Raw genomic sequence first — 21247 nt, 5'->3', positions numbered from 1 at the left:
TGTCAGCAATAGATAATTTGCTTTTAGATTTAAATAACAGTCAGATGGAAACATCTGACAGTACATCTACTGCGGCTTATTAATAATCGCTACGGTTAAACGGCTAATGCAGTTCATCTTTCCACGTTCATCGTAAATTTTGATTTCCCAAACCTGGGTTTTGGCCCCAATATGTAAAGGTTTGCAAATGCCTTTTACCAACCCACTTTTTACTGGCCGTAAATGGTTTGCGTTTACTTCTAAACCTACAGCAACATACTTCTCAGGATCTATACACATATAAGAAGCTATACTGCCCAAGGTTTCTGCCAAAACCACCGAGGCGCCGCCGTGCAAAATCCCTGCAGGTTGATGTGTACGTTCATCAACAGGCATGGTTCCGATAATAAAATCTTCACCAATTTCAGTAAAGCGGATATCGAGCAGCGCACCTAAATGATTTTTAGGGCGGTTGTTCAGCTCGTCAACTGTAAAGTTTTTAAACCACATGGTAACGTTCTTTTAAAATGTAAACATGATGGATAATGTGGCCGCCCACAATAAATAAAATAGATTTTACATTAATTTCTCTGCCCGAAGCAATTCCCTTTCTGTTCAGTTCTTCTTCGTTTAAAGATTTAAAAAGGTATAAATTGGCTTTACGCAGGGCAATAAACTCTTCAATCAGATCTTCCAGATCTCGCTCGGCAAAGCGGGCATAGGTTACATAGTCACCTTCCTCGAAACCAGGTAAAGGCTGCTGTTCTTTTCGGGCAAAACAGGTAATGCGAAAGGCAAAAACACGTTCAGCATCAATAATATGACCTAACATTTCTTTTAGTGTCCATTTGCCTTCAGCATAGGCGTAATCAGCTTTATCGGCGTTTGCCCTAAATAAGACCGGCAGACTTAGCATCTGATCGTTTAAAATTTCGAAAATATCTCGATCTACTTTACTGATATAGGTTTCGCCCCAAGTTGGATATTCGTTAGGCTGTGGTCGGTTCATATCTTAAACTGCTTTTTAATATTATTCTAAAAGTTGTGCCTTTACCCAGTTCAGAGTCTTTTACAAAAATTTCTCCGCTGTGGTAATTTTCTACAATACGTTTGGTAAGCGATAAACCCAAACCCCAGCCGCGTTTACGTGTAGTATAGCCCGGTTGAAAAACCGCATCGAACTTAGATCTCGGAATACCCTTCCCGGTATCGCTCACATCAATAAACACCTGTTCTTTGGCTAAATTTTCTATAATGTTGATGGAGATCGACCCTTCGTTTTCGATGGCGTTTGCTGCGTTTTTTAAAAGGTTTTCAATTACCCAATCAAATAATGGAACGTTTAGCATGGCCCTTACCTGCTCATCGCCGGTAATGCTGAATTTAACCTTATCTGAGGTGCGTACTTTAAAATAGCGGATAAAATCGCTGATTACAATGTAAACCGTATGATCTTCGAGTATAGGTTTAGAACCGATTTTCGAGAAACGGTCGGTAATAATTTCCAGGCGCTTAATATCGTTCTCCATTTCGGCAATCAGCGGATCATCTTCTGCATCAAATTTCGATTTCATCAATTCTGTCCAGGCCATGAGTGATGATATTGGTGTACCCAGCTGGTGAGCCGTTTCTTTGGCCAAACCTACCCAAACATGGTCTTGTTCATCTTTCCGGGCCGAACTGAATGCTGCATAAGCTGTTAAAAGGAAAAGGAAGATAACGCCCATTTGGATGTATGGAAAATACCTCAATTGTGTTAAAATGAAAGAGTCGCGATAATATGCCTTAAACTTTTTGCCCAAAAAATTCATTTCATCTGGTGGATGCTGCGCTTTCATCTGCCTTAACTGCCTTACAAAATATAAGCTATCGTAAGTGAGTTTGGCATCTGCAACGGGATAATTGGTTTTAGTGCTGTCTAAACCAAAGAAAGAAGTAATCGTTCCTGCAGAATCGACCATGATTACAGGTGTTTTGGTGGTTGCACGTACCGTTTCTACAATTACACGATAATCGTCATTATCGTAAAGAAACATGGCCCGTTCCTGAATTTTCACCCAAAGGTGAAACTGGTCTGCCTCTTCGCGTTCCATTTTTTTTACAAAAGAATCGGTGTAAAATACTGAAGCAATGCCAATTAAGATGGCAAAAATGAGAAGGAAAAACTTCCAGCGGCGTTTCTTTTGATAAGGATTCATGCTTTAGCTAGCCAAATTACAATAACAAAACGAAAAAAACATAAAACCATTATGCTTTTTCACAAACCTTAAAGTAATCATTTCGAATGCCTAATTGCTTCATCGCAGATGAAACGCTATAAAATGGATGAAAAACATATATTTGCAACGTCTTGCGTTTTGCGCAGAGCGGTAAGCGCTAGAGCGCCCAACGCCTAACGCCAAGCGCTCAACAAACCAATTATGGATAAGAAAGTTAGAGTAAGATTTGCCCCAAGCCCAACCGGAGGTTTGCATTTAGGTGGTGTGCGCACTGCCTTGTTCAATTATTTATTTGCAAAAAAAAATAATGGAACTTTTGTACTTCGTGTAGAAGATACCGATCAAAATCGCTTTGTAGAAGGTGCAGAACAATATATCGTTAACTGTTTAGATTGGTGTGGCATTACACCTGATGAAAGCCCTAACAACCCAGGAGCTTATGGCCCGTACCGCCAAAGCGAGCGCAAACCCAGTTACCGTAAATTTGCCGAACAGTTAATTAGCGATGGTTACGCTTACTACGCTTTCGATACCCCGGAAGATTTAGATGCCAAACGTAAAGAAATTCCAAATTTCCAATACGGGCAGGCCACACGTATGCAGATGCGTAATTCTTTAACCCTTACCATTAGCGAGGTTGAAGAGTTATTGGCAGCCAAAACACCACATGTTATCCGTATTAAAGTACCGACTGATGAAATTGTACATTTTAACGATTTAATCCGTGGTGACGTAAGCTTCGAAACCTCGTTGGTTGATGATAAAGTATTATTAAAAGCTGATGGAATGCCAACCTATCATTTAGCCGTTGTGGTTGATGATAAGGCGATGGAAATTAGTCATGCTTTTAGGGGAGAAGAATGGTTGCCTTCAGCACCGGTCCATATTTTACTTTGGAAATATTTAGGTTGGGAAGCGGAGATGCCTGCATGGGCACACCTACCTTTAATCTTAAAGCCAGATGGGCATGGAAAATTAAGTAAACGGGATGGCGACCGATTAGGTTTTCCGGTATATGCCATGAACTGGACCGACCCAAAAACTGGGGATGTAACCAAAGGATTTAAGGAAATGGGTTTTATGCCCGAAGCTTTTATCAATATGCTGGCACTTTTAGGCTGGAATGATGGTACCGATCAGGAGTTATTCTCGTTAAAAGAGCTGGAAGAAAAATTCTCGATAGAAAGAATTAGTAAAGCAGGCGCAAAATTCGATTTCGAAAAAGCCAAGTGGTATAACCATGAGTGGATTAAATCGCAGGGCGCAGCGCGCTTGGCGACAAGCGTTAAAGTGGAGTTGCAAAAAGTTGGCATTGAAATAAACGATGATGCTTATTTAAATACCGTTATTGATTTAATTAAAGATCGCTGTACCTTATTGCCTGATTTTGTGGCACAGAGCAGTTACTTTTTTACTTCGCCGACAGAATATGATGTAAACTCGGTAAAACCAAAATGGACGGCCGAAAAAGCTGATTTTTTTAATGCTTTTGCTGATGGTTTAGCACTAACCGATGCGGGATCTGCCGAAGCAGCTTTTAAAGCCTTGGCCGAAGAAAAAGGGTTTAAACCAGGCGAATTGATGTTGCCTTTCCGCATTATGCTGGTGGGCGGTAAATTTGGGCCCGGTGTTTTTGAGATTGCTGTGTTGTTGGGCCTAACAGAAACTAAAACCAGGATAGCAAAAGCAATTGCCGTTTTTAATAGTTAGCATTCATTCTGCGAATGCAAGAAGATAATATGGAGAAGTCGGGTTTAAAACCTGACTTCTTTTTTTTGCAATAATCCAAAAGAATAAATCAATAAAAATAATTTATACTTTAGTATAACAATTGTCCCATAATTAAGGTTATTCATTAAACTAAAAAAGTAAATTATGCAATGGTTTGGTAAAGGCAGTAATAATGTAGAAGACGGAAGAAGCGGTGGCGGAGGGAAAACCATCCTCGGTGGCGGCGTAGGTATAATAATCGTGGTGCTCGGCCTAATTTTTGGCAAAGATTTAACTGGCTTAGTTAGTCAACTCCCGGCTACCACAGGCACCGAAGAAGTTAAGCAGGGCGTTCCAGCTAACGATCCGCAGGCACAGTTTGTAGCGGGTGTATTGGAATCAACCGAGCAAGTATGGGATAAAGAATTTCAGGCGATGGGCAAACAATATGAGTATCCTAAGCTCAGGCTATTTAGAGATGCTGTGCAAACCGCCTGTGGCAATGCAGGAGCTAACGTAGGGCCATTTTATTGCCCTGGCGACCATAAAGTTTATATCGATTTATCATTTTATGATGATTTAAAAAACCGTTTCGGTGCTGCCGGAGATTTTGCACAGGCTTACGTAATTGCACATGAGGTAGGCCATCACGTTCAAAATTTATTGGGAATTTCGGAAAAGCTAGATCAGGCACGAGGCCAGGTGAGCGAAAAAGAATATAACCGTTTATCGGTGAAATTAGAGTTACAAGCTGATTTTTTTGCTGGACTTTGGGCGCATAATGCTCAAAACCTTAAAGATTTTAAATTGGATGAAGGAGATATAGAAGAAGCATTAACTGCTGCCAATGCCATAGGTGATGATAAATTGCAAAAACAGGCTACAGGCGATGTTCAGCCAGATTCTTTTACCCATGGTACCTCCGCACAACGGATGTATTGGTTTAAAAAAGGCTTCGAAACAGGCGATATTAGACAGGGCGATACTTTTAATTCGAATAATTTATAAAAAATAAAAACTTTTTTAAAAGCGCATTGTTTGTTTACAGTTAATGAGGTTTTTATCTCAAAACCAAACATAATTATCCCGGCTTCTTATTTGTTTTAATAAAGATGATCCTTATAGTTGATGACAGGCCAGAAAACCTGATCTCGTTACAGAAAGTATTACAGGCACACAGTTTTGAGGTTGATACCGCATCGTCTGGCGAAGAGGCGCTGAAAAAAGTTTTAAAAAACAATTACGTCCTGATTATTCTCGATGTACAAATGCCAGATATGGATGGCTTCGAGGTAGCCGAAACCATTTCTGGTTTTAGTAAGGCAAAAGATACCGCCATTATATTTCTTTCTGCTGTAAATACAGAGTTAAAATTTATTACCAAAGGATACCTGAGTGGTGGACTGGATTACATTACCAAGCCCGTTGATATTAATGTGCTGCTCCTCAAAATAAAAACGTTTTATCGCATTTACGAGCAGAATAGAAAACTTAACGAGGTGCAGGAAAAATTGCTTGAAGAAATCGAGTTCCGAAAACAGGCCGAACATAAAAAGGACGAATTTATCAGCATTGCCAGTCATGAGCTAAAAACACCTTTAACCAGCGTAAAAGGGTACATTCAGTTGCTACAGCGCAGCCTTAACAGAGATGATAAAACCATGGCCCAGAACCATCTCGAAAAAGCGAGTACCCAGCTCGAAAAACTAAACGAATTAATTGTCGATCTGCTCGATATCTCAAAAATTGAAAGTGGAAAGATGAAGTTTAACATGAAAAGTTTTTATGCTGATAACATGGTAAACAATGCCATCGAGATGTTGCAGCAATCTAATCCTGATTTTAAAATCAGCAAACTGGGCAAAACAGACGAAATGATATTTGGTGATGAAATGCGCTTGGAGCAAGTGGTCATCAATTTTATTACGAATGCGATTAAATATGCTCCGGGTACCAATCAGGTTAATGTAACCACGAATATTAAAGACGAAAAACTTTATCTGGCTGTAAAAGATTTTGGTATTGGTATTTCAAAAGAGCAGCAAGATAAGATTTTTGATAAATTTTATCGGGTAGAAGATAACAGCAACCGGTTTAATGGTCTGGGAATAGGTTTGTATATCTGTTCGGAAATTATTAACCGCCACGGAGGCACAATTGGGGTGAAAAGTGTGCCGGATGAAGGTTCTGAGTTTTATTTTATCATCCCCACCACAGAAGAGGAAATCCTTAAAAATCAAATCTAATTATCCTTAATCCATATAATGAAAACAACTCTTAAAAATAATTTACGTTTAGGCCTTGGCTTATCGCTAATTATTCTATTTATCAGTTCGCTGGCTTCTTATGTAAGTATTGGCAACCTTATTAAAAGTACCGAGCTGGTTAAACACAGTGATGAGGTTATTTTAAATACGGAGAATATAATATCCTATTTAAAAGATGCCGAAACTGGTCAGCGGGGCTTTTTATTAACTGGAAACAAGGTGTTTTTAACACCTTATTATGGTGCCAGCGATTCGGCCGCTTCGATACTAAAAAAAGTTGAACTCGATACCAGGCATAATAGTGTTCAGCAAAAAAATATAGCAGCGCTTAAAAAAATTCTTTTTAAAAGAATGGATATCATTAAATCGACTATAGAGATTAAAACTTTAGGCGGTGTTATTGATCCTACGGTTTTGTTTCAAGGCAAGGTTTATATGGATGATGCCAGATCAATTGTAAGCAACATTATAACTGAAGAGAAAAGGCTGCTTGAAGAAAGAACTAACGAATTAAATAAACTTACATCTTATACCCCGATACTGATTTTAATTGCAGCGCTCCTTGCCATTCTGATTACGTTGTTTTTTTACCGGAGAGTATCAGTCGATTTCGATGAACGTGTTAAACTTCAACAGGAAATTGAAGATAAAAAATCCGAGATGGAAAAACGTATTGTTGCCATTAAAGAAATTGCCTATCAAATTTCTAATGGAAATTATGGCATTAAACTCGATAGCCAAACCCAGGATGAGATTGGCGAGCTTTCCGAATCGCTAAATGCAATGTCATCATCATTGAAAAAATCTTTCGATACTTTAGAAGAGAATGAATGGTTGCAAACCGGTGTAGCTAACTTAAACGTAAAAATGGTTGGCGAAAAAGATGTTTTCCATTTAGCAGAAGATATTATTGAGTTTCTGGCCAATTATACCAAAAGCCAGATTGGTGCCCTTTATTTATTTAAGGATGATGGATACCTGCATTTAAAAGGGCAATATGCTTTGCAAGGACAAAATTTAACCCAAACCTTAGAACTTGGCCAAGGATTAATTGGCCAGGCGGTTAAAACAGGTAAGCCAATATTATTGGATGATGTTCCACAGAGCGAATTAACCATTACACACGCTACAGGGAATATAAAACCAGCCCAGTTAATTGTGCTTCCAATTGTTAGAAATGAAATTTCAATAGGTGGTTTAGAATTAGGCACTATCGGTAAATACAGCGACCTGCAGTTACACTTTTTAAACTTGGTTTTATCTGATGTGGGTACCGCATTGTTGGGCGCACAGAACAGACAAAAGCTTCAGCAGTTATTAGAAGAAACGCAGGCGCAATCAGAAGAATTGCAGGTTCAGCACAATGAGTTAGAAGGCTTAAATGCCGAGTTAGAAGCACAGGCACAGAAACTTCAGGCCAGCGAAGAAGAATTGCGTGTACAGCAAGAAGAATTGTTGCAAAGCAACCAGGAGCTGGAAGAAAGAAGCAGCCTATTGGAAGAAAAGAATGAACTGATTGAAGAACGTAATATAGAAATTCAGCAAAAAGCAGAAGCTTTAGAACTGAGTACGAGATACAAATCAGAGTTCTTGGCCAATATGTCGCACGAGTTAAGAACACCACTCAATTCGATATTGCTATTATCGAGATTAATGGCCGAAAATGAGGCGATGGATCGCGAGCATCAGGAATATGCAGAGGTTATCCAAAGTTCAGGTCAGGGTCTTTTAAGTTTAATAGACGAAATTTTAGATCTTTCTAAAATTGAAGCTGGCAAAATGGAACTCGATCGGGCAAATATTAAGGTTGATGAGATTATCCTAAACATGCGTTCGCTGTTTAATCCTTTGGCTAAAGATAAAAACCTAAACTTTGTTATCGAAAAATCTGCAGATGTTCCTGAGTTTTTTCATACCGATAAAATGCGCTTAGAGCAGATTATTAAAAACCTGCTATCAAATGCTATTAAATTTACTACCGTAGGTGCGGTAACCCTAAATATTGCTAAAAATGAAAAGTTGGGGGCGCTGGTATTCAAAGTTACCGATACGGGCGTAGGTATTGCACCCGAAAAGCAAGGCATGGTATTCGAAGCTTTTCAACAGGCCGACGGCTCAACACGGCGCAAATTTGGTGGCACAGGCCTTGGACTCTCAATTAGTAGAGAGCTGGCAAAACTATTGGGCGGATATATAGATTTAAAAAGCACAGAGGGCGAAGGAAGTATTTTTACACTTACCTTGCCCATTGATAGAAATAAAGGTTTTGATGGCGCTGTACCTCATGTAGAGAAGCCTGTAATTGCTTTAGAGGCTCCGGTAAAAAAAGTGAGCCACTTAACGGTCGAAAATATTCCGCAAGAGATTGAAGATGACCGGGATAATATTCAGCCTGATGATAAGGTAATTTTAATTGTTGAAGACGATACCCCTTTTGCCAAAACACTTTTAGATTTTACCCGAAAAAGAAATTATAAAGGTTTGGTTGCCGTTCGTGGAGATGTTGGTATTGAAATGGCAAAAACCTTTAAACCACTTGCCATTTTACTCGATATCCAATTGCCTGTTAAAGATGGTTGGCAGGTAATGGAAGAGCTGAAATCGGATCCTTCAACACGTCCAATTCCAGTGCACATCATGTCTTCTTTACAGGTTAAGAAGGAAAGTTTGTTAAAAGGTGCGATAGATTTCATAAATAAACCTTTTGCCTTTGAGCACATGCAAGAGATCTTTTCAAAACTAGAGCATGCTTTAAGCCGTCACCCTAAAAAGGTACTTATTGTAGAAGAAAATGAACAGCACGCCAAGGCACTAAGTTATTTTTTAAGCAATTTTAATATCCAGACAGAAATTGTTAACCAGGTAAACGAAGGTGTTTCAGCCCTGCATAAGCCAGAGGTTAACTGCGTGATTTTGGATATGGGTATTCCTGATAAACATGCTTACGAAACCCTCGAAGTGGTAAAGAAAACACCTGGTTTAGAGAATTTACCAATCATCATTTTCACCGGTAAAAACCTTTCAAAGGGTGAAGAAAACCGGATCAAGCAATATGCTGATTCTATCGTTGTAAAAACGGCGCATTCTTATCAACGTATTTTGGATGAAGCAGGTTTGTTCCTTCATCTGGTAGAAGAAAAAAGCAAGGAGAAAGGCAAAACGCCTAAAAAGTTTTCCGAGTTACAGGATGTATTGGTTGGTAAAACGGTTCTGGTAGCGGATGATGATGTGCGTAATATCTTCTCCTTAACCAAAATGTTAGAGCAACACCAGATGAAAGTGGTAGCAGCTACCGATGGGAAGGAAGCCCTTAAGCTATTAAATGAAAACCCTGAAATTGATGTTGTTTTAATGGATATGATGATGCCAGAACTGGATGGTTATGAAACTACAACAGCCATCAGGCAGGATATCAAATACCGGAACCTGCCTATTTTGGCCGTTACGGCAAAAGCCATGATGGGCGATCGCGAAAAGTGTATTGCTGCAGGTGCATCCGATTATATCAGCAAACCGGTAGATATGGATCAGTTGATATCGTTGTTAAGGGTCTGGTTATACGAAAATCATCATAAATCATAAACCATTTTTTATTTTTATGCCTCAAAAATTAATTCTCATAATTGATGATGATAACCGAAACATTTTTGCTTTAAAAGCTGTTTTAAAGGCCAAAGGTTTCGATTGTTTATCAGCTATAAGTGCCCAAGAGGGGTTTGCTGTTATGGAGAAACATGACAATGTTGCCATCGTTTTAATGGATATGATGATGCCGGACATGGATGGCTATCAAGCTATTGCAGCGATGAAAAAATCAGCTAAAATGCAGAATATCCCTGTGTTAGCGGTAACTGCCCAGGCCATGGTTGGCGATAAGGAACGTTGCTTAAGTGCAGGTGCATCGGGTTATGTTTCAAAACCGATAAATGTTGACGAGTTATTAATGCAAATCGAAAATTTTACAAAATAACAGGTGATCAGTGATGCGATAGATAATGAACAGGTAGAAATCCTGTTGAATGATGTTTTGGAAAGCCATGGGTATGATTTTCTGGAATATTCTCATGCATCAATAAAAAGGAGAATTATACGTCTTTACGGACTGGATAATTTTGTGAGTTTCGCCGAATTTCGTTACACGGTTAAAACAGATAAGCAATATTTTAAGCGTTTTTTAGAGGAAATTACGGTTAATGTTACCGAAATGTTCCGCGATCCTTCTTTTTATAAATCTTTGCGGAACGATGTCCTTCCCGTGCTGGGTACCTATCCGTTTATCCGCATTTGGGTGGCAGGCTGTTCTACCGGAGAAGAGGCTTATTCGCTTGCCATTGTTTTAAAAGAACTTAATCTGCTTAATAAATCGCTTATTTATGCTACTGATATTAATCCATCGGTTTTAGATAAAGCAAAAAAAGGGATGTTTCCCTTAAATTATTTAAAGCAGTATTCGGAAAATTACCTGCAATCGGGTGGCTTAAAAGATTTTTCTGCTTATTATACGGCGAACTACTCTTTGGCAAAATTTGATGAAAGCTTAAATAAGAAGATGATCTTTTCTACGCATAATTTGGTTTCCGATCATTCTTTTAATGAGTTTCAGCTGATTTTATGTAGAAACGTATTAATTTATTTTGATAAAGACTTGCAGCATAAAGTATTTAACCTTTTTGATAGTAGCATCGAGAAATTAGGATACCTTGCTTTAGGAAGTAAAGAAAGTTTGGAGTTTTGGCCAAAAGCCAAAGAATACAAAAGGGTTAAAATGGAAAAAATATGGCGGAAACTTTAGATTCTACGCCTTGCGGAGCATTAATTATTGGCGGCTCGGCCGGTAGTTTAGATGTGTTGCTCGAAATTTTTCCAGCCCTAAGGAAAGATATTGATTTCCCTATTATATTAGTAGTTCACCGTAAAGCAAGTAACGAATCTCTTTTAACCGATTTGTTAAAATCTCGTACTATACTAGCGGTTGGTGAAGCAGAAGAAAAAGAGTTTTTAAGCCCTGGCAAAGTTTTTATTGCGCCTGCAGATTACCATATGCTGATAGAGGAAGACCAAAGTATATCTTTAGATTATTCGGAAAAAGTAAATTATTCCCGACCATCAATTGATGTTACCTTTCAATCAGCGGCCGAGGTTTTTAGAGAAAAACTAGTCTGTATTCTACTTTCAGGGTCTAATGCAGATGGAGTAGAGGGATTAAAAAGTGTAAACAATTTTGGAGGTAGAGTGGTTATACAGAATCCAAATACGGCCATAATGCCGTATATGCCGCAACAGGCAGTGCTGAATGTTGAGCCGCATGTGATATTGGATAGCCACGATATGGCTGATTATATAAATAAGTTAAATGGTTAATTGCTTTTCGGAGGTTAATATGATAGTTACAAAAAAAATATTTGTTTTTGATGATAATAGGGATATCCTTGATCTCTGTACATTTATTTTGGAAGATGCGGGGTATGAGATAAAAACATCTGAAAATGCCAATAACATAGAAGAACAGGTTGCCGCATATATGCCTGATTTAATTTTTATGGATAATTGGTTGCCCGATCTGGGTGGCATACAAGCTACCAAGGCATTAAAAAACCATCCTGATTTAAAACATATTCCCGTAATTTATTTTTCGGCCAATAATGATATATCTTCATTAGCCGATGAAGCTGGTGCTGATAGTTACCTATCGAAACCATTTGATATTGCTGCACTCGAAGAAATTGTGAAAAAACACTTGAGCTAGCGCCTAAGACTCACGAAGTTTCAAATGGCTGGTGCGCAGGAAAAACTTCGTAAGTCTATACCTGGGCTTTGCTAAACTTCCGAAGTTCTAGGGCTCGAAAGATCGTCATTTCGAGCGGAGTGCAACGAAGTCGAGAAATCTGTCTCCATAGATCTCTCCATTCCGCTCCGCTTCAGTCGAGATAACGAATTTCTGTTTGAAATCTGTTATTCCTTACCCCAAATCCTTGTATTCAGATCCAGCTCCTTAACAATATCATACATAAACTTTATGGTGGAGATATCTTCATTTACGGTATCCGGACTTAGCAATGATTTAAAAACAGGTGCTTCGAAATAGTTCCGGTTAAGCGGGAAAGCGATATACATCCTCGATTCAATAAAGGATAAACTGATGTTATATTTTGTTTGATGGTTGAGGTTTAATATCCGCTCCATCATGGCAGGCGTAAGGATGTATCTGGATTCGACCTGATCGGAGCCATAAGTCACAAAAGTCTTATCAAAGTCTATATTCTCCAGTTGAATAACATCGTTACTACCAAAAGAAAACAGGTTTTTTGAAAACCATGCACCAAAAGCTGCCCCGAAATCTTTTGGCCTTACAATGGTTACGTCATTAAATTTCTTGTTAAAATCGGCAGTAAAGATAATTCCTCTAAAAATGTCGTGCCACTCTGTTCGGGTTCCGTTTTTTGTTTGGGTTACTGTTTTATATTCGGCATGTACCTCAGCAAAATAAAACCGGGTTTTATCAGCACACCCAGTTACCAGATCTTCTGTTTTATAACGATCAGGCTCAGTGCTAAACAACTGTGTGTACATAAACTCCGAGGCTTCAATTCCCTGGTAAGGATTAATCGATAAACTTTCGTCTAAAAATTTAAGGGCAGCACCAATTACACTGGTTTTGTAGGCATTTTGGTAAGCTGTTAAAGCATCGTTGATTTTAAATAACAAAACACCACCATAAATAAGGGGTATTAAGCCACCAATTACACCAGGAATAGGAAAACCTAAGAAAAAGCCTAGAACAGAGAGCAGAATGCCCGCAACAATAAAAATATAACCTTTGGTTTGGGTACCGGCAATTCTTTTGCGCTCTACCTCCATTGTAGCCAAAACCTGCTGTAAGGCTACATTATTTGCAATATCGAACGACATTAATTATTGAAAAGCTCTTTTGCGCTAATATTTTTACGCTCTTCAGCTGCGGTTTCTAAAACGGCAATGGGCTGGAAATTTAACATTCCGGCAAATAAGCTGCCCGGAAACATCATAATCGCATTGTTGTAATCGGTTACCGAAGCATTATAAGTTCTTCTGGCGGCGGCAATCTGTTCTTCGCTTTCAGTCCAGGTGGTTTGCAGGTTAATAAAATTGGTATTGGCCTTTAAGTCAGGATAATTTTCGATGTTAACCATTAAACCTTTCACACTACTGCTCAATTGGGCATCTAAATCTGCTTTTTCTGCATTGCTGATGTTTGGTGAGCCTGCTTTAGCTCTTAGTTCAACTATTTTGGTCAAAGTTCCCTGCTCGTAAGTAGTGTACTGTTTTACCACTTCAACAAGATTTGGAATAAGGTCGAACCGTTTTTTAAGCATTACATCAATGGCCGAGAAGGCATTGGTTACCTGGTTTTTCTTCCCGATAAGCGAGTTGTAAAAGAAAATCCCGATAAGGAATATAAATCCGATAATAACGAGGGCAATAATCATAATTTTAGTTTAAGGTTTAGAGAATAAAGATAAGAAAAGGTTACAAAATGTTATCGCTTTTCATTTTGTTGCCGTTCACGCCTTATCCGCCGCTCTAAGCGTTTCTGTTTCCTATGCATATGATTGGCCCGCATGGCCTTAAACTTTGCAATATGCTCACGTACTTCATTCTGCTTTTCTTCCGTAATACCAATGCTATATTTTATGCCCGTAAAAAGGCTCTTCCAGATCATGTTAAAGAAAGATGTATTTGCCGGCCTGCTGTAATTAACGGTTACAGGTACCAGCTTTCCGTCTACACCGGGGTTTTCTGATTTAATGATTAAAGCATTGGCTAAGAAAGAAAGAAAACCGCGGGTAACCAGGTGATCTTTTTCAGGATCGTTTTTCATCAGCGCTACAGAAAGGTCGTAGTAGGAGAACGCTACTGTACCTTTTGCGCCTAAATCGTTCGCTTTAAAGTTAAACTTCAATTTATCTACACTCCCACGGTTAATGCGGACCAAGCCCAAGGGTTTGGTAATCTGATTTAAAACCCGCGCATTAAAATTGTGTAAAACCCCATTGTAAGAAAAGGCACCATCTTTAGCGGTAAGATCAAATATAAAGTTTACATCAAGCTTTCCCTGCCCAAATAGGTAAGTGTTTAGGTTAACCTCCATAATGGGGTTTATGGCTTTAATTTTCTCGAGGTTGGTGGCGTTTTTTATAATGCCCGAGGTATGTTCAAAACTAATCTGCCCCTTTTGGTTACTCTCATTGTTGTAAACCGCGTAATTCACGTTGATATCCTTCAGCTGGATTTTCTGGACCAGAATAGGCGCATCAAGAAGTTGCAAAAGCTGATGGGGAAACTTTCCGACTTTGTTTTCCTGGTGTTTTTTTGGGAGGCCATTATGGTTAAATACTGAAACGAAACCGTTGGTAATGGCCATTTCCTTTGCCCAAAGTTCTTGTTTGCTAATGTATAAAGGCAAATCAATCCCATTAAGCATAATGTCGCTCATCTTGATGTTGAAACGTTCCTTCGCAAAACCGGCAACTTTGCCAAAGTTCATCTCATCGTGCAGTGGTACTAAAGCAAAACTGTTAATCCTTAATTTACCCGTTGTTGCCCTGAAATCCAGCTTATCTAATTGGATATCGTACATCTTGTCTGGCGTACGGTATACATAGTTATTCAGATTGATCACAATATCTTTAAGCAGGTAAAATCTTGTAGGATCTTCAGCAGATGTAGAATCTACCAGCAAATCGGTTAAGGTAATGTTGAGGTCGTCAATAGAGAAAGGTACTGAATTGGGTACATTTTTATTAATGTATTTAAAACTTACATCCTTAAACCGGATGCTTTTGATGCTAAATTCATTCAGGTTTTTAGAAATGATAGCATAAGGTGATTTAATGGGCCTGGGAGCACGCCCCTCATTAAAAGCAAATTGCCGGTTAACCATTGTTACCTCAGGTTTATCAAATATGATTTCCTCTAACTGCAGTTTTTTTTCGCGGTACAAGGTTAACGGGTGGAAGCGCTTCACCACCAGTTTTTTTAAAGAAACTGTATATAAGTTATTTGGCGCTCTTTTTAAGGCGATGAGTTGCTTAAACCGATTGGTGTCAGGTATTATTTTTACGTTCTGTAAGGTGGCATTACCCGTAAAAACATTGGTAGAAACCTTGGTAAAACTAATAGTATATAAACTATCTGTTGATTTATAAAGGAGTGTTTTGATCCTATCGGTTAAAATAGGGCGAGACTTAACATTTAGCAGCCAGGCTATACCTGCGAGTACGATAAAAACACTGAGTAATGTACACGCAATCCATTTAAAAACTTTGTAACGGTATCTTCTGGTATCAGGCATTAAAAAATGAGCGGCTGTGGTTTTATTAGCAATATACGGTTATAAACATATATTTGAAAAATGTAAGTTCAGTTTTTTTCTCTCCGGGCCTTCCGCGCTGCTTTTCTGTCTGCCCTTTTTTGTTCCCTTATTTTTTTTGCGATTACTTTTTGCTGTTTTACCGGATTCTTTTCAGGTACCACACCAACCCCTACAATATCCTTTATACCTACAAAAACGGTTTTCCACATCAGGTTAAAAAAGGAGGCCGAATTAATTCTGGTATTGGCCATGCTTGCTGTTCTTGGCGCTTCGCCTTTTTGTGGATTTTCGTTTTTAACTAAAATGGCATTGGCCAAAAACGACAAAAAACCTTTTTCCTTGGTTCCCTCTCCATCAATATTGTCTGATAAGAGCTTTATTTTCAGGTTTGTGTACAGCATGTTCATCTTGCCCGATGCAGATCTTAAATTTCCATTTGCGCTAAAATCGATATGTTTCACATCGCCGCTTTCTATCTCTATTAAACCCAGGGCTTTCGATAGCGGGTTTAAGTTTTTCAGATCAAATTTACCCAGATTCCCACTATAGGTAAATGCGCCATTATTATCGGTAAGGTTGAAATCGATTTTTACATTCAGCTTTCCGGTACCCATTAAAAGCGAGTTTAAATCTGCCAGGGCATGGCTCTTTTTGCGCAATTGTAAACTATCGTTGGTTACGTTTAAAATGTTTCCTGTTAGCGCTTTAAAGTCAACCGATCCAATTTTTTTACTCGCCGGGTTAAATTCAGCATATTTAACATTAATGTTTCTCAGCTTTACCGTATCAATCAGGGTAGGTATGTTTAATCTTTTTAGGGCCATATGCGGGTAGTTTCGGCCTTTATCAAAACCTGGTGGCGGCGATTCTCGGCTCATAAAAACTTCTACATTTGCTGGCCCAATCCTCAACGATTTTGCATGCAGTTTCTGGTCAGTATTTAAACCAATAAAATCAACGCCGTTAAATTCAATTTTATCAAAACTGAGGTTATACCGGTCTTTCTGGATCTTGTATTTTCTGGCAAAAGTAAGCTCATCGTACAACGGTGTAAGTTTAAATCCTTTAACCGTTATTTTTTTTGATGCAGTAGAGCCTTTAATGGTATCAACTTTCATTGCGTACATTTTATCTTTCGTTATCGATTTATAACCCGCAATCTGAAAAGATGCATCTTTTATATAGTAAAACCTAGTTGTATCATTGCCCGAAAGTGAATCCAACAGGAAATCTTTAATGTTAATATCGAGGTGTTTGATTGAATTTTTGGTTTTTTTTGCTGCGGTTTTGTTGATGTAATCGAAATCTGCATCTATAATTTTAATGCTTTTAACATGTACCGATTTAAAGGTTTTCGAAATCTGCTCGTAAAGTGATTTTTCATCTTTTATGCTATCGGGTTTCCTGGTTACCTTGTTAAAAATCATATTGATAGATGGCTTTTGTAAAAGGATTTCATTTACATCTATTCGTTTTTTAAAGTAGGCCGTCAATATTCCAACACGGCTGATCTGCAGTTTCTTTAATTTAAGCTCGAAAGTATGTGCAGGTGCCAGTTGTTTTTTCTTTAAGCTATCAAAAACAGCCGTATCGGGTATTAGCGTAACATTGCGCAGTGCCAGGCTACCTGTAATAACATTCAAGTTAATGCTTTTAAAATCTATCCGATATAAATGGTGCGAGCCATTATAAACCCCAGACTTAATTTTTTCGGTCAATATAGGTTTCCATCGGGCGCTTAAAAACATGGCGCCAAATGCAACAATTAAAATCAATATGCCGAATATGCTTCCTATCCAGATCCAAACTTTATTTCTATGCTGAGCTGTCATTTGTTATGGCTTATCGATAGGTAACAGATAGAAGCGCGAAAGGTTTTTTAGGGGCAAGGCAAAAGACTCAAGCAGAAAGACCAAAGAGAAACTACGGATGCTTTATAGTTGAAATTATTTTTTGGAGCGCAAGGGCAGTATAAGCAACATTGTTTGCTCCTTTGCTTCGCTTGTACGCTTTGGCCGTCGTACCTCCTGCCTGCAGGGTACCGCTTCGCCAAGGGCTAGATGGGTTAGGACGGCAGCACGGAAAACCCCTCATAGTAGCAAGAACAGCTGTAATCTAAACCCGATAGTACGAATGCCGATTTTTTCTATCGGCAGTAGGGATAGCGGGGCTGCAGCCCGCCATTGGCACCGGAGCCTACATTTTCAAAAACATCCTGATTTATTTTATAAAAAGGAATTATTAATTTTTTGGAGCGCAAGGGCAGTATAAGAAACATTGTTTGTTCCTTTGCTTCGCTTCTACGCTTTGGCTGTCGTGCCTCCAGCCTGCAGGATACCGCTTCGCCAAGGGCTAGGTGTGTTAGGGCGGTAGCATGGAAAACCCCTCATAGTAGCAAGAACAGCTGTAATCTAAACCCGATAGTACGAATGCCGATTTTTTCTATCGGCAGTAGGGATAGCGGGGCTGCAGTCCTCCATGGGCACCGAAGCATACATTTTCAAAAACATCCTGACTTATTTTATAAAAAGGAATTATTAATTTTTTGGAGCGCAAGGGCAGTACAAGAAACATTGTTTGTTCCTTTGCTTCGCTTGTACGCTTTGGCCGTCGTGCCTCCAGCCTGCAGGGTACCGCTTCGCCAAGGGTTAGATGGGTTAGGACGGCAGCACGGAAAACCCCTCATAGTAGCAAGAACAGCTGTAATCTAAACCCGACCGTAGCGGGATGCCACAATTTTTTCAATTGGGGCAGAAGCGGGGGCGGGGCTGAACCCCGCCATAATAATCGAACCACCCCTTTCCAAAACCCTATCTTGAAAGTTTTTCCCGCCAACGCAATCTGGTCAACTAAATAACGATTATCATAATCGTACTGTAAACATTTAAACAAAATATGTCAATTTGTCACTTTTAATTTTATTTATGTATTTTTGCAATCCCCAAAATGTTTTTAAATAATGATTGATTTACAAGTACAGGATAAGACGCACGATGAAGCCAGGCAAGGTGAAGCTTTAATTTTAGATACACCAATTAAAGCCGACGCCCGTAAATTATACATCGAAAGTTATGGTTGTGCAATGAATTTTGCTGATAGTGAAATTGTTGCCTCTATTCTTTCTGAAACAGGATTTGAAACCACAGGGGATTATCACCAGGCCGATGTGATCTTCATCAATACCTGCTCTATCCGCGAAAATGCTGAAACCAGGGTTAGGAACCGTTTATCGCAGTTTGGTGTCGAAAAACGCCGTAACCCGAAATTAATTGTTGGGGTTTTGGGTTGCATGGCAGAACGTTTAAAATCTAAATTTTTAGAAGAAGAGCGGTTGGTTGATGTAGTAGTAGGCCCTGATGCTTACCGCGATCTGCCTAACTTAATTGAACAGGTGGAAAGTGGACATAAAGCGGTTAATGTACTTTTATCCCGCGAAGAAACTTATGCAGATATTAGTCCGGTGCGTTTAAACAGCAATGGAATTACCGCCTTTATTTCCATTACCCGCGGCTGCAATAACATGTGTTCTTTCTGCGTGGTTCCTTTTACGCGTGGCCGCGAACGCAGCCGAGATGCCCATTCCATTATAGAAGAAGCAAGAGGCTTATTTGAGGCCGGTTATCGCGAGGTTACACTTTTAGGCCAAAACGTAGATTCATATACCTGGACATCGGAAGATGGAACAGAAACCGTAAACTTTGCGCAACTTTTGGAGCAAACAGCTTTGGTTAGCCCTGATTTAAGGGTACGTTTTTCTACTTCGCATCCAAAAGATATTACCGACGAGGTTTTACATACCATTGCTAAATACGATAACATCTGTAACTATATCCACTTGCCAGTTCAATCGGGTAATACCCGCATATTGGAGCTAATGAACAGGACTTATACCCGCGAATGGTATATCAATCGTATTGATGCTATCCGTAACATTATTCCGGGTTGTGCAATTTCTACCGATATCATCGCTGGTTTCTGTACTGAAACAGAAGAAGAGCATCAAGAAACCCTGAGTATGATGGATTACGTAGAATATGATTTTGCATATAACTTCACTTATTCTGAAAGACCAGGAACTTTAGCTGCCCGTAAATTAGAAGATGATATTCCCGAGGAAGTAAAAAAACGCCGTTTAGCTGAGATTTTAGCTAAGCAACAGGCACATTCGTTAATGCGCTTACAAGAGTGGGTGGGTAAAACTGTTCGTGTTTTGATTGAAGGCACTTCTAAAAAATCTGATCTGGATTATTGCGGAAGAGGAGATAGCGGAGCCATGGCAATTTTTCCTGCAATTGAAGGCGTTAAACCAGGCCAGTATGCAAATGTATTTATCGAAAAATGTACATCAGCTACGTTAATAGGTAAAATAGTTTAAAAAGGTAGAGGGTAGAAGGCAAGAGGCGTAAGGTCTAATATCTCAAATCTCAATACTCAAATCTAAAGAATGGATACACAAAATATTAAACAACGGTTCGGTATTATTGGCAATTCGCCATTACTTAACCGTGCCATCGATATTGCAAGCCAGGTAGCACCAACTGATATGTCGGTGTTAATAACAGGCGAAAGTGGTAGTGGTAAAGAGGTGTTCTCGCAGATTATCCATCAAATGAGTGCCCGTAAACACGGTGCTTTTATTGCTGTAAACTGCGGCGCCATTCCCGAAGGAACCATTGATTCTGAACTGTTTGGCCACGAGAAAGGATCTTTTACAGGTGCACACGAGGCACGTAAAGGTTACTTTGAAGTAGCAAACGGTGGAACCATTTTTTTAGATGAGGTTGCTGAGCTGCCTTTGGGTACACAGGCACGTTTGCTGCGTATTTTAGAAAGCGGCGAATACTTGCGCGTAGGCTCATCTAAAGTTCAGAAAACAGACGTCCGCATTATTGCGGCAACCAATGTTGATGTATATAACCGCGTTAAAAACGGAAAATTCCGCGAAGATTTATATTACAGGTTAAATACCGTTCCATTGCGCATACCGGCTTTGCAAGAGCGTAAAGAAGATATTTATTTATTATTCAGAAAGTTCTCTGCCGATTTTAGCGATAAATACCGTAGTCCTGCATTACATTTGGAGCCAGATGCCATTCAGATCTTAACCAATTATAGCTGGCCGGGTAATGTTCGTCAGTTAAAAAATATTGCCGAGCAGATCTGCGTATTGGAAAAAGACCGGAATGTAACCGGACAAGCCATTTTAAACTATATCCCGAACGAGGCCGGAAGTAACCTGCCAATGACGATTAATTCTCAGTCGAAAGAAGATTTTACAGAAAGAGATATTTTGTACAAGGTCCTCTTCGATATGAAAAAGGATATGGTTGAACTTAAAAAACTTGTTGCCGAAATTATTCAGCACGGCGGAAATACCGCTACCGTTTTGGCAGATAATCCTCAGTATATCAATCAGCTATATCGCGATGTGGAACTGCCCGCAGGGCAAGAGCATGCCTTTACCATTCAACAACCTACACCAAGCAATAATAATAACAACAACAACAATAACAATGCTGATTATTTTGCACATGAGGCCGAAGAGGTAGAAGAATCTTTATCATTAGTGGATAAAGAATCGGATCTGATTAAAAAAGCATTAAAAAAACACAAGGGTAAACGTAAGTTTGCTGCACAAGAACTGGGCATTTCAGAGCGTACCCTGTACAGAAAAATTAAAGAATTAAATTTATAAGTTCATCGCCTTAAAACAAATTATA

General features: G+C 39.2%; 17 protein-coding genes. 10 read left to right on the top strand and 7 right to left on the bottom strand.

The window, feature by feature from the left end; all coding sequences use genetic code 11:
- Positions 1 to 66: 66 nt before the first annotated feature.
- From LQ227_RS09015 to LQ227_RS09005, 3 genes are read right to left on the bottom strand one after another with little or no spacing between them, the layout of a single operon-like run.
- Positions 67 to 489 carry a hotdog fold thioesterase gene (locus LQ227_RS09015; RefSeq protein ID WP_086548540.1) on the bottom strand — a complete coding sequence of 141 codons (423 nt, stop codon included), beginning with the start codon at positions 487 to 489 and terminating at the stop codon, positions 67 to 69.
- Positions 479 to 988, bottom strand: coding sequence for a DinB family protein (locus tag LQ227_RS09010; protein ID WP_230149080.1), 510 nt, complete (start codon positions 986 to 988; stop codon positions 479 to 481). Before LQ227_RS09010 ends, LQ227_RS09015 begins: the two co-directional genes overlap by 11 nt.
- Positions 969 to 2177 carry a HAMP domain-containing sensor histidine kinase gene (locus LQ227_RS09005; protein ID WP_230142852.1) on the bottom strand — a complete coding sequence of 403 codons (1209 nt, stop codon included), beginning with the start codon at positions 2175 to 2177 and terminating at the stop codon, positions 969 to 971. Before LQ227_RS09005 ends, LQ227_RS09010 begins: the two co-directional genes overlap by 20 nt.
- Positions 2178 to 2399: 222 nt before the next feature.
- On the opposite strand from LQ227_RS09005, the gene gltX reads away from it, so the two are divergent.
- The 8 genes from gltX to LQ227_RS08965 all read left to right on the top strand — a co-directional run bounded on the left by gltX (position 2400) and on the right by LQ227_RS08965 (position 11921).
- Entirely contained in the window at positions 2400 to 3908 is a 1509-nt protein-coding gene (gene gltX / locus LQ227_RS09000) for a glutamate--tRNA ligase (protein WP_230149078.1), read from the top strand.
- 165 nt (positions 3909 to 4073) lie between these two features.
- Positions 4074 to 4916 (top strand): neutral zinc metallopeptidase, encoded by an 843-nt coding sequence (locus tag LQ227_RS08995; protein WP_230149076.1) that lies wholly within the window; start codon positions 4074 to 4076, stop codon positions 4914 to 4916.
- 104 nt (positions 4917 to 5020) lie between these two features.
- Positions 5021 to 6154: a hybrid sensor histidine kinase/response regulator gene (locus LQ227_RS08990; RefSeq protein ID WP_230142846.1), complete on the top strand. Its 1134-nt coding sequence runs from the start codon at positions 5021 to 5023 to the stop codon at positions 6152 to 6154.
- Positions 6155 to 6172: 18 nt separating this feature from the next.
- A complete protein-coding gene (locus LQ227_RS08985) occupies positions 6173 to 9757 on the top strand; it encodes a response regulator (protein ID WP_230149074.1) in 3585 nt (1194 codons plus the stop codon).
- 16 nt (positions 9758 to 9773) lie between these two features.
- A complete protein-coding gene (locus tag LQ227_RS08980; protein ID WP_131030583.1) occupies positions 9774 to 10145 on the top strand; it encodes a two-component system response regulator in 372 nt (123 codons plus the stop codon).
- Between the two features lie 3 nt (positions 10146 to 10148).
- On the top strand, positions 10149 to 10967 hold the full coding sequence (locus tag LQ227_RS08975; protein ID WP_230142842.1) for a protein-glutamate O-methyltransferase CheR: 819 nt from the start codon (positions 10149 to 10151) through the stop codon (positions 10965 to 10967).
- Positions 10952 to 11536 (top strand): chemotaxis protein CheB, encoded by a 585-nt coding sequence (locus LQ227_RS08970; protein WP_230149072.1) that lies wholly within the window; start codon positions 10952 to 10954, stop codon positions 11534 to 11536. The genes LQ227_RS08975 and LQ227_RS08970 overlap by 16 nt, the downstream gene beginning before the upstream one ends.
- A 19-nt stretch (positions 11537 to 11555) precedes the next feature.
- Positions 11556 to 11921 (top strand): response regulator, encoded by a 366-nt coding sequence (locus LQ227_RS08965; protein WP_029274261.1) that lies wholly within the window; start codon positions 11556 to 11558, stop codon positions 11919 to 11921.
- A gap of 206 nt (positions 11922 to 12127) precedes the next feature.
- Here the strand turns inward: LQ227_RS08965 and LQ227_RS08960 are convergent, their stop codons facing one another.
- From LQ227_RS08960 to LQ227_RS08945, 4 genes are all read right to left on the bottom strand, one after another.
- Entirely contained in the window at positions 12128 to 13084 is a 957-nt protein-coding gene (locus LQ227_RS08960; RefSeq protein ID WP_230149070.1) for a DUF3137 domain-containing protein, read from the bottom strand.
- Positions 13084 to 13641, bottom strand: coding sequence for a LemA family protein (locus LQ227_RS08955; RefSeq protein WP_230142836.1), 558 nt, complete (start codon positions 13639 to 13641; stop codon positions 13084 to 13086). Before LQ227_RS08955 ends, LQ227_RS08960 begins: the two co-directional genes overlap by 1 nt.
- Positions 13642 to 13691: 50 nt before the next feature.
- Entirely contained in the window at positions 13692 to 15506 is a 1815-nt protein-coding gene (locus LQ227_RS08950) for a hypothetical protein (RefSeq protein WP_230149068.1), read from the bottom strand.
- A gap of 68 nt (positions 15507 to 15574) precedes the next feature.
- Positions 15575 to 17359 (bottom strand): hypothetical protein, encoded by a 1785-nt coding sequence (locus LQ227_RS08945; RefSeq protein ID WP_230149066.1) that lies wholly within the window; start codon positions 17357 to 17359, stop codon positions 15575 to 15577.
- Positions 17360 to 18486: 1127 nt separating this feature from the next.
- Here LQ227_RS08945 and miaB point away from each other — a divergent pair.
- Positions 18487 to 19902, top strand: a complete 1416-nt coding sequence (gene miaB, locus LQ227_RS08940; protein WP_230142830.1) for a tRNA (N6-isopentenyl adenosine(37)-C2)-methylthiotransferase MiaB — start codon at positions 18487 to 18489, stop codon at positions 19900 to 19902.
- A gap of 69 nt (positions 19903 to 19971) precedes the next feature.
- Positions 19972 to 21222: a sigma 54-interacting transcriptional regulator gene (locus LQ227_RS08935; RefSeq protein ID WP_230149064.1), complete on the top strand. Its 1251-nt coding sequence runs from the start codon at positions 19972 to 19974 to the stop codon at positions 21220 to 21222.
- Positions 21223 to 21247: the final 25 nt, after the last annotated feature.

It is taken from the genome of Pedobacter sp. Bi27, from assembly GCF_918698255.1.
In the GTDB taxonomy this organism is placed as follows: Bacteria; Bacteroidota; Bacteroidia; order Sphingobacteriales; family Sphingobacteriaceae; genus Pedobacter.
This window is presented reverse-complemented; position numbering and strand designations above follow the sequence as displayed.

Bases quoted from the DNA above. Each gene is read 5' to 3' on its own strand.
- LQ227_RS08990 (WP_230142846.1), top strand. From the start codon at position 5,021: ATGATCCTTATAGTTGATGACAGGCCAGAAAACCTGATCTCGTTACAG.
- LQ227_RS09015 (WP_086548540.1), bottom strand. From the start codon at position 489: ATGTGGTTTAAAAACTTTACAGTTGACGAGCTGAACAACCGCCCTAAA.
- LQ227_RS08950 (WP_230149068.1), bottom strand. From the start codon at position 15,506: ATGCCTGATACCAGAAGATACCGTTACAAAGTTTTTAAATGGATTGCG.
- miaB (WP_230142830.1), top strand. From the start codon at position 18,487: ATGATTGATTTACAAGTACAGGATAAGACGCACGATGAAGCCAGGCAA.
- LQ227_RS08995 (WP_230149076.1), top strand. From the start codon at position 4,074: ATGCAATGGTTTGGTAAAGGCAGTAATAATGTAGAAGACGGAAGAAGC.
- gltX (WP_230149078.1), top strand. From the start codon at position 2,400: ATGGATAAGAAAGTTAGAGTAAGATTTGCCCCAAGCCCAACCGGAGGT.
- LQ227_RS08980 (WP_131030583.1), top strand. From the start codon at position 9,774: ATGCCTCAAAAATTAATTCTCATAATTGATGATGATAACCGAAACATT.
- LQ227_RS09005 (WP_230142852.1), bottom strand. From the start codon at position 2,177: ATGAATCCTTATCAAAAGAAACGCCGCTGGAAGTTTTTCCTTCTCATT.
- LQ227_RS08970 (WP_230149072.1), top strand. From the start codon at position 10,952: ATGGCGGAAACTTTAGATTCTACGCCTTGCGGAGCATTAATTATTGGC.
- LQ227_RS08945 (WP_230149066.1), bottom strand. From the start codon at position 17,359: ATGACAGCTCAGCATAGAAATAAAGTTTGGATCTGGATAGGAAGCATA.
- LQ227_RS08955 (WP_230142836.1), bottom strand. From the start codon at position 13,641: ATGATTATTGCCCTCGTTATTATCGGATTTATATTCCTTATCGGGATT.
- LQ227_RS08965 (WP_029274261.1), top strand. From the start codon at position 11,556: ATGATAGTTACAAAAAAAATATTTGTTTTTGATGATAATAGGGATATC.
- LQ227_RS08985 (WP_230149074.1), top strand. From the start codon at position 6,173: ATGAAAACAACTCTTAAAAATAATTTACGTTTAGGCCTTGGCTTATCG.
- LQ227_RS08960 (WP_230149070.1), bottom strand. From the start codon at position 13,084: ATGTCGTTCGATATTGCAAATAATGTAGCCTTACAGCAGGTTTTGGCT.
- LQ227_RS09010 (WP_230149080.1), bottom strand. From the start codon at position 988: ATGAACCGACCACAGCCTAACGAATATCCAACTTGGGGCGAAACCTAT.
- LQ227_RS08935 (WP_230149064.1), top strand. From the start codon at position 19,972: ATGGATACACAAAATATTAAACAACGGTTCGGTATTATTGGCAATTCG.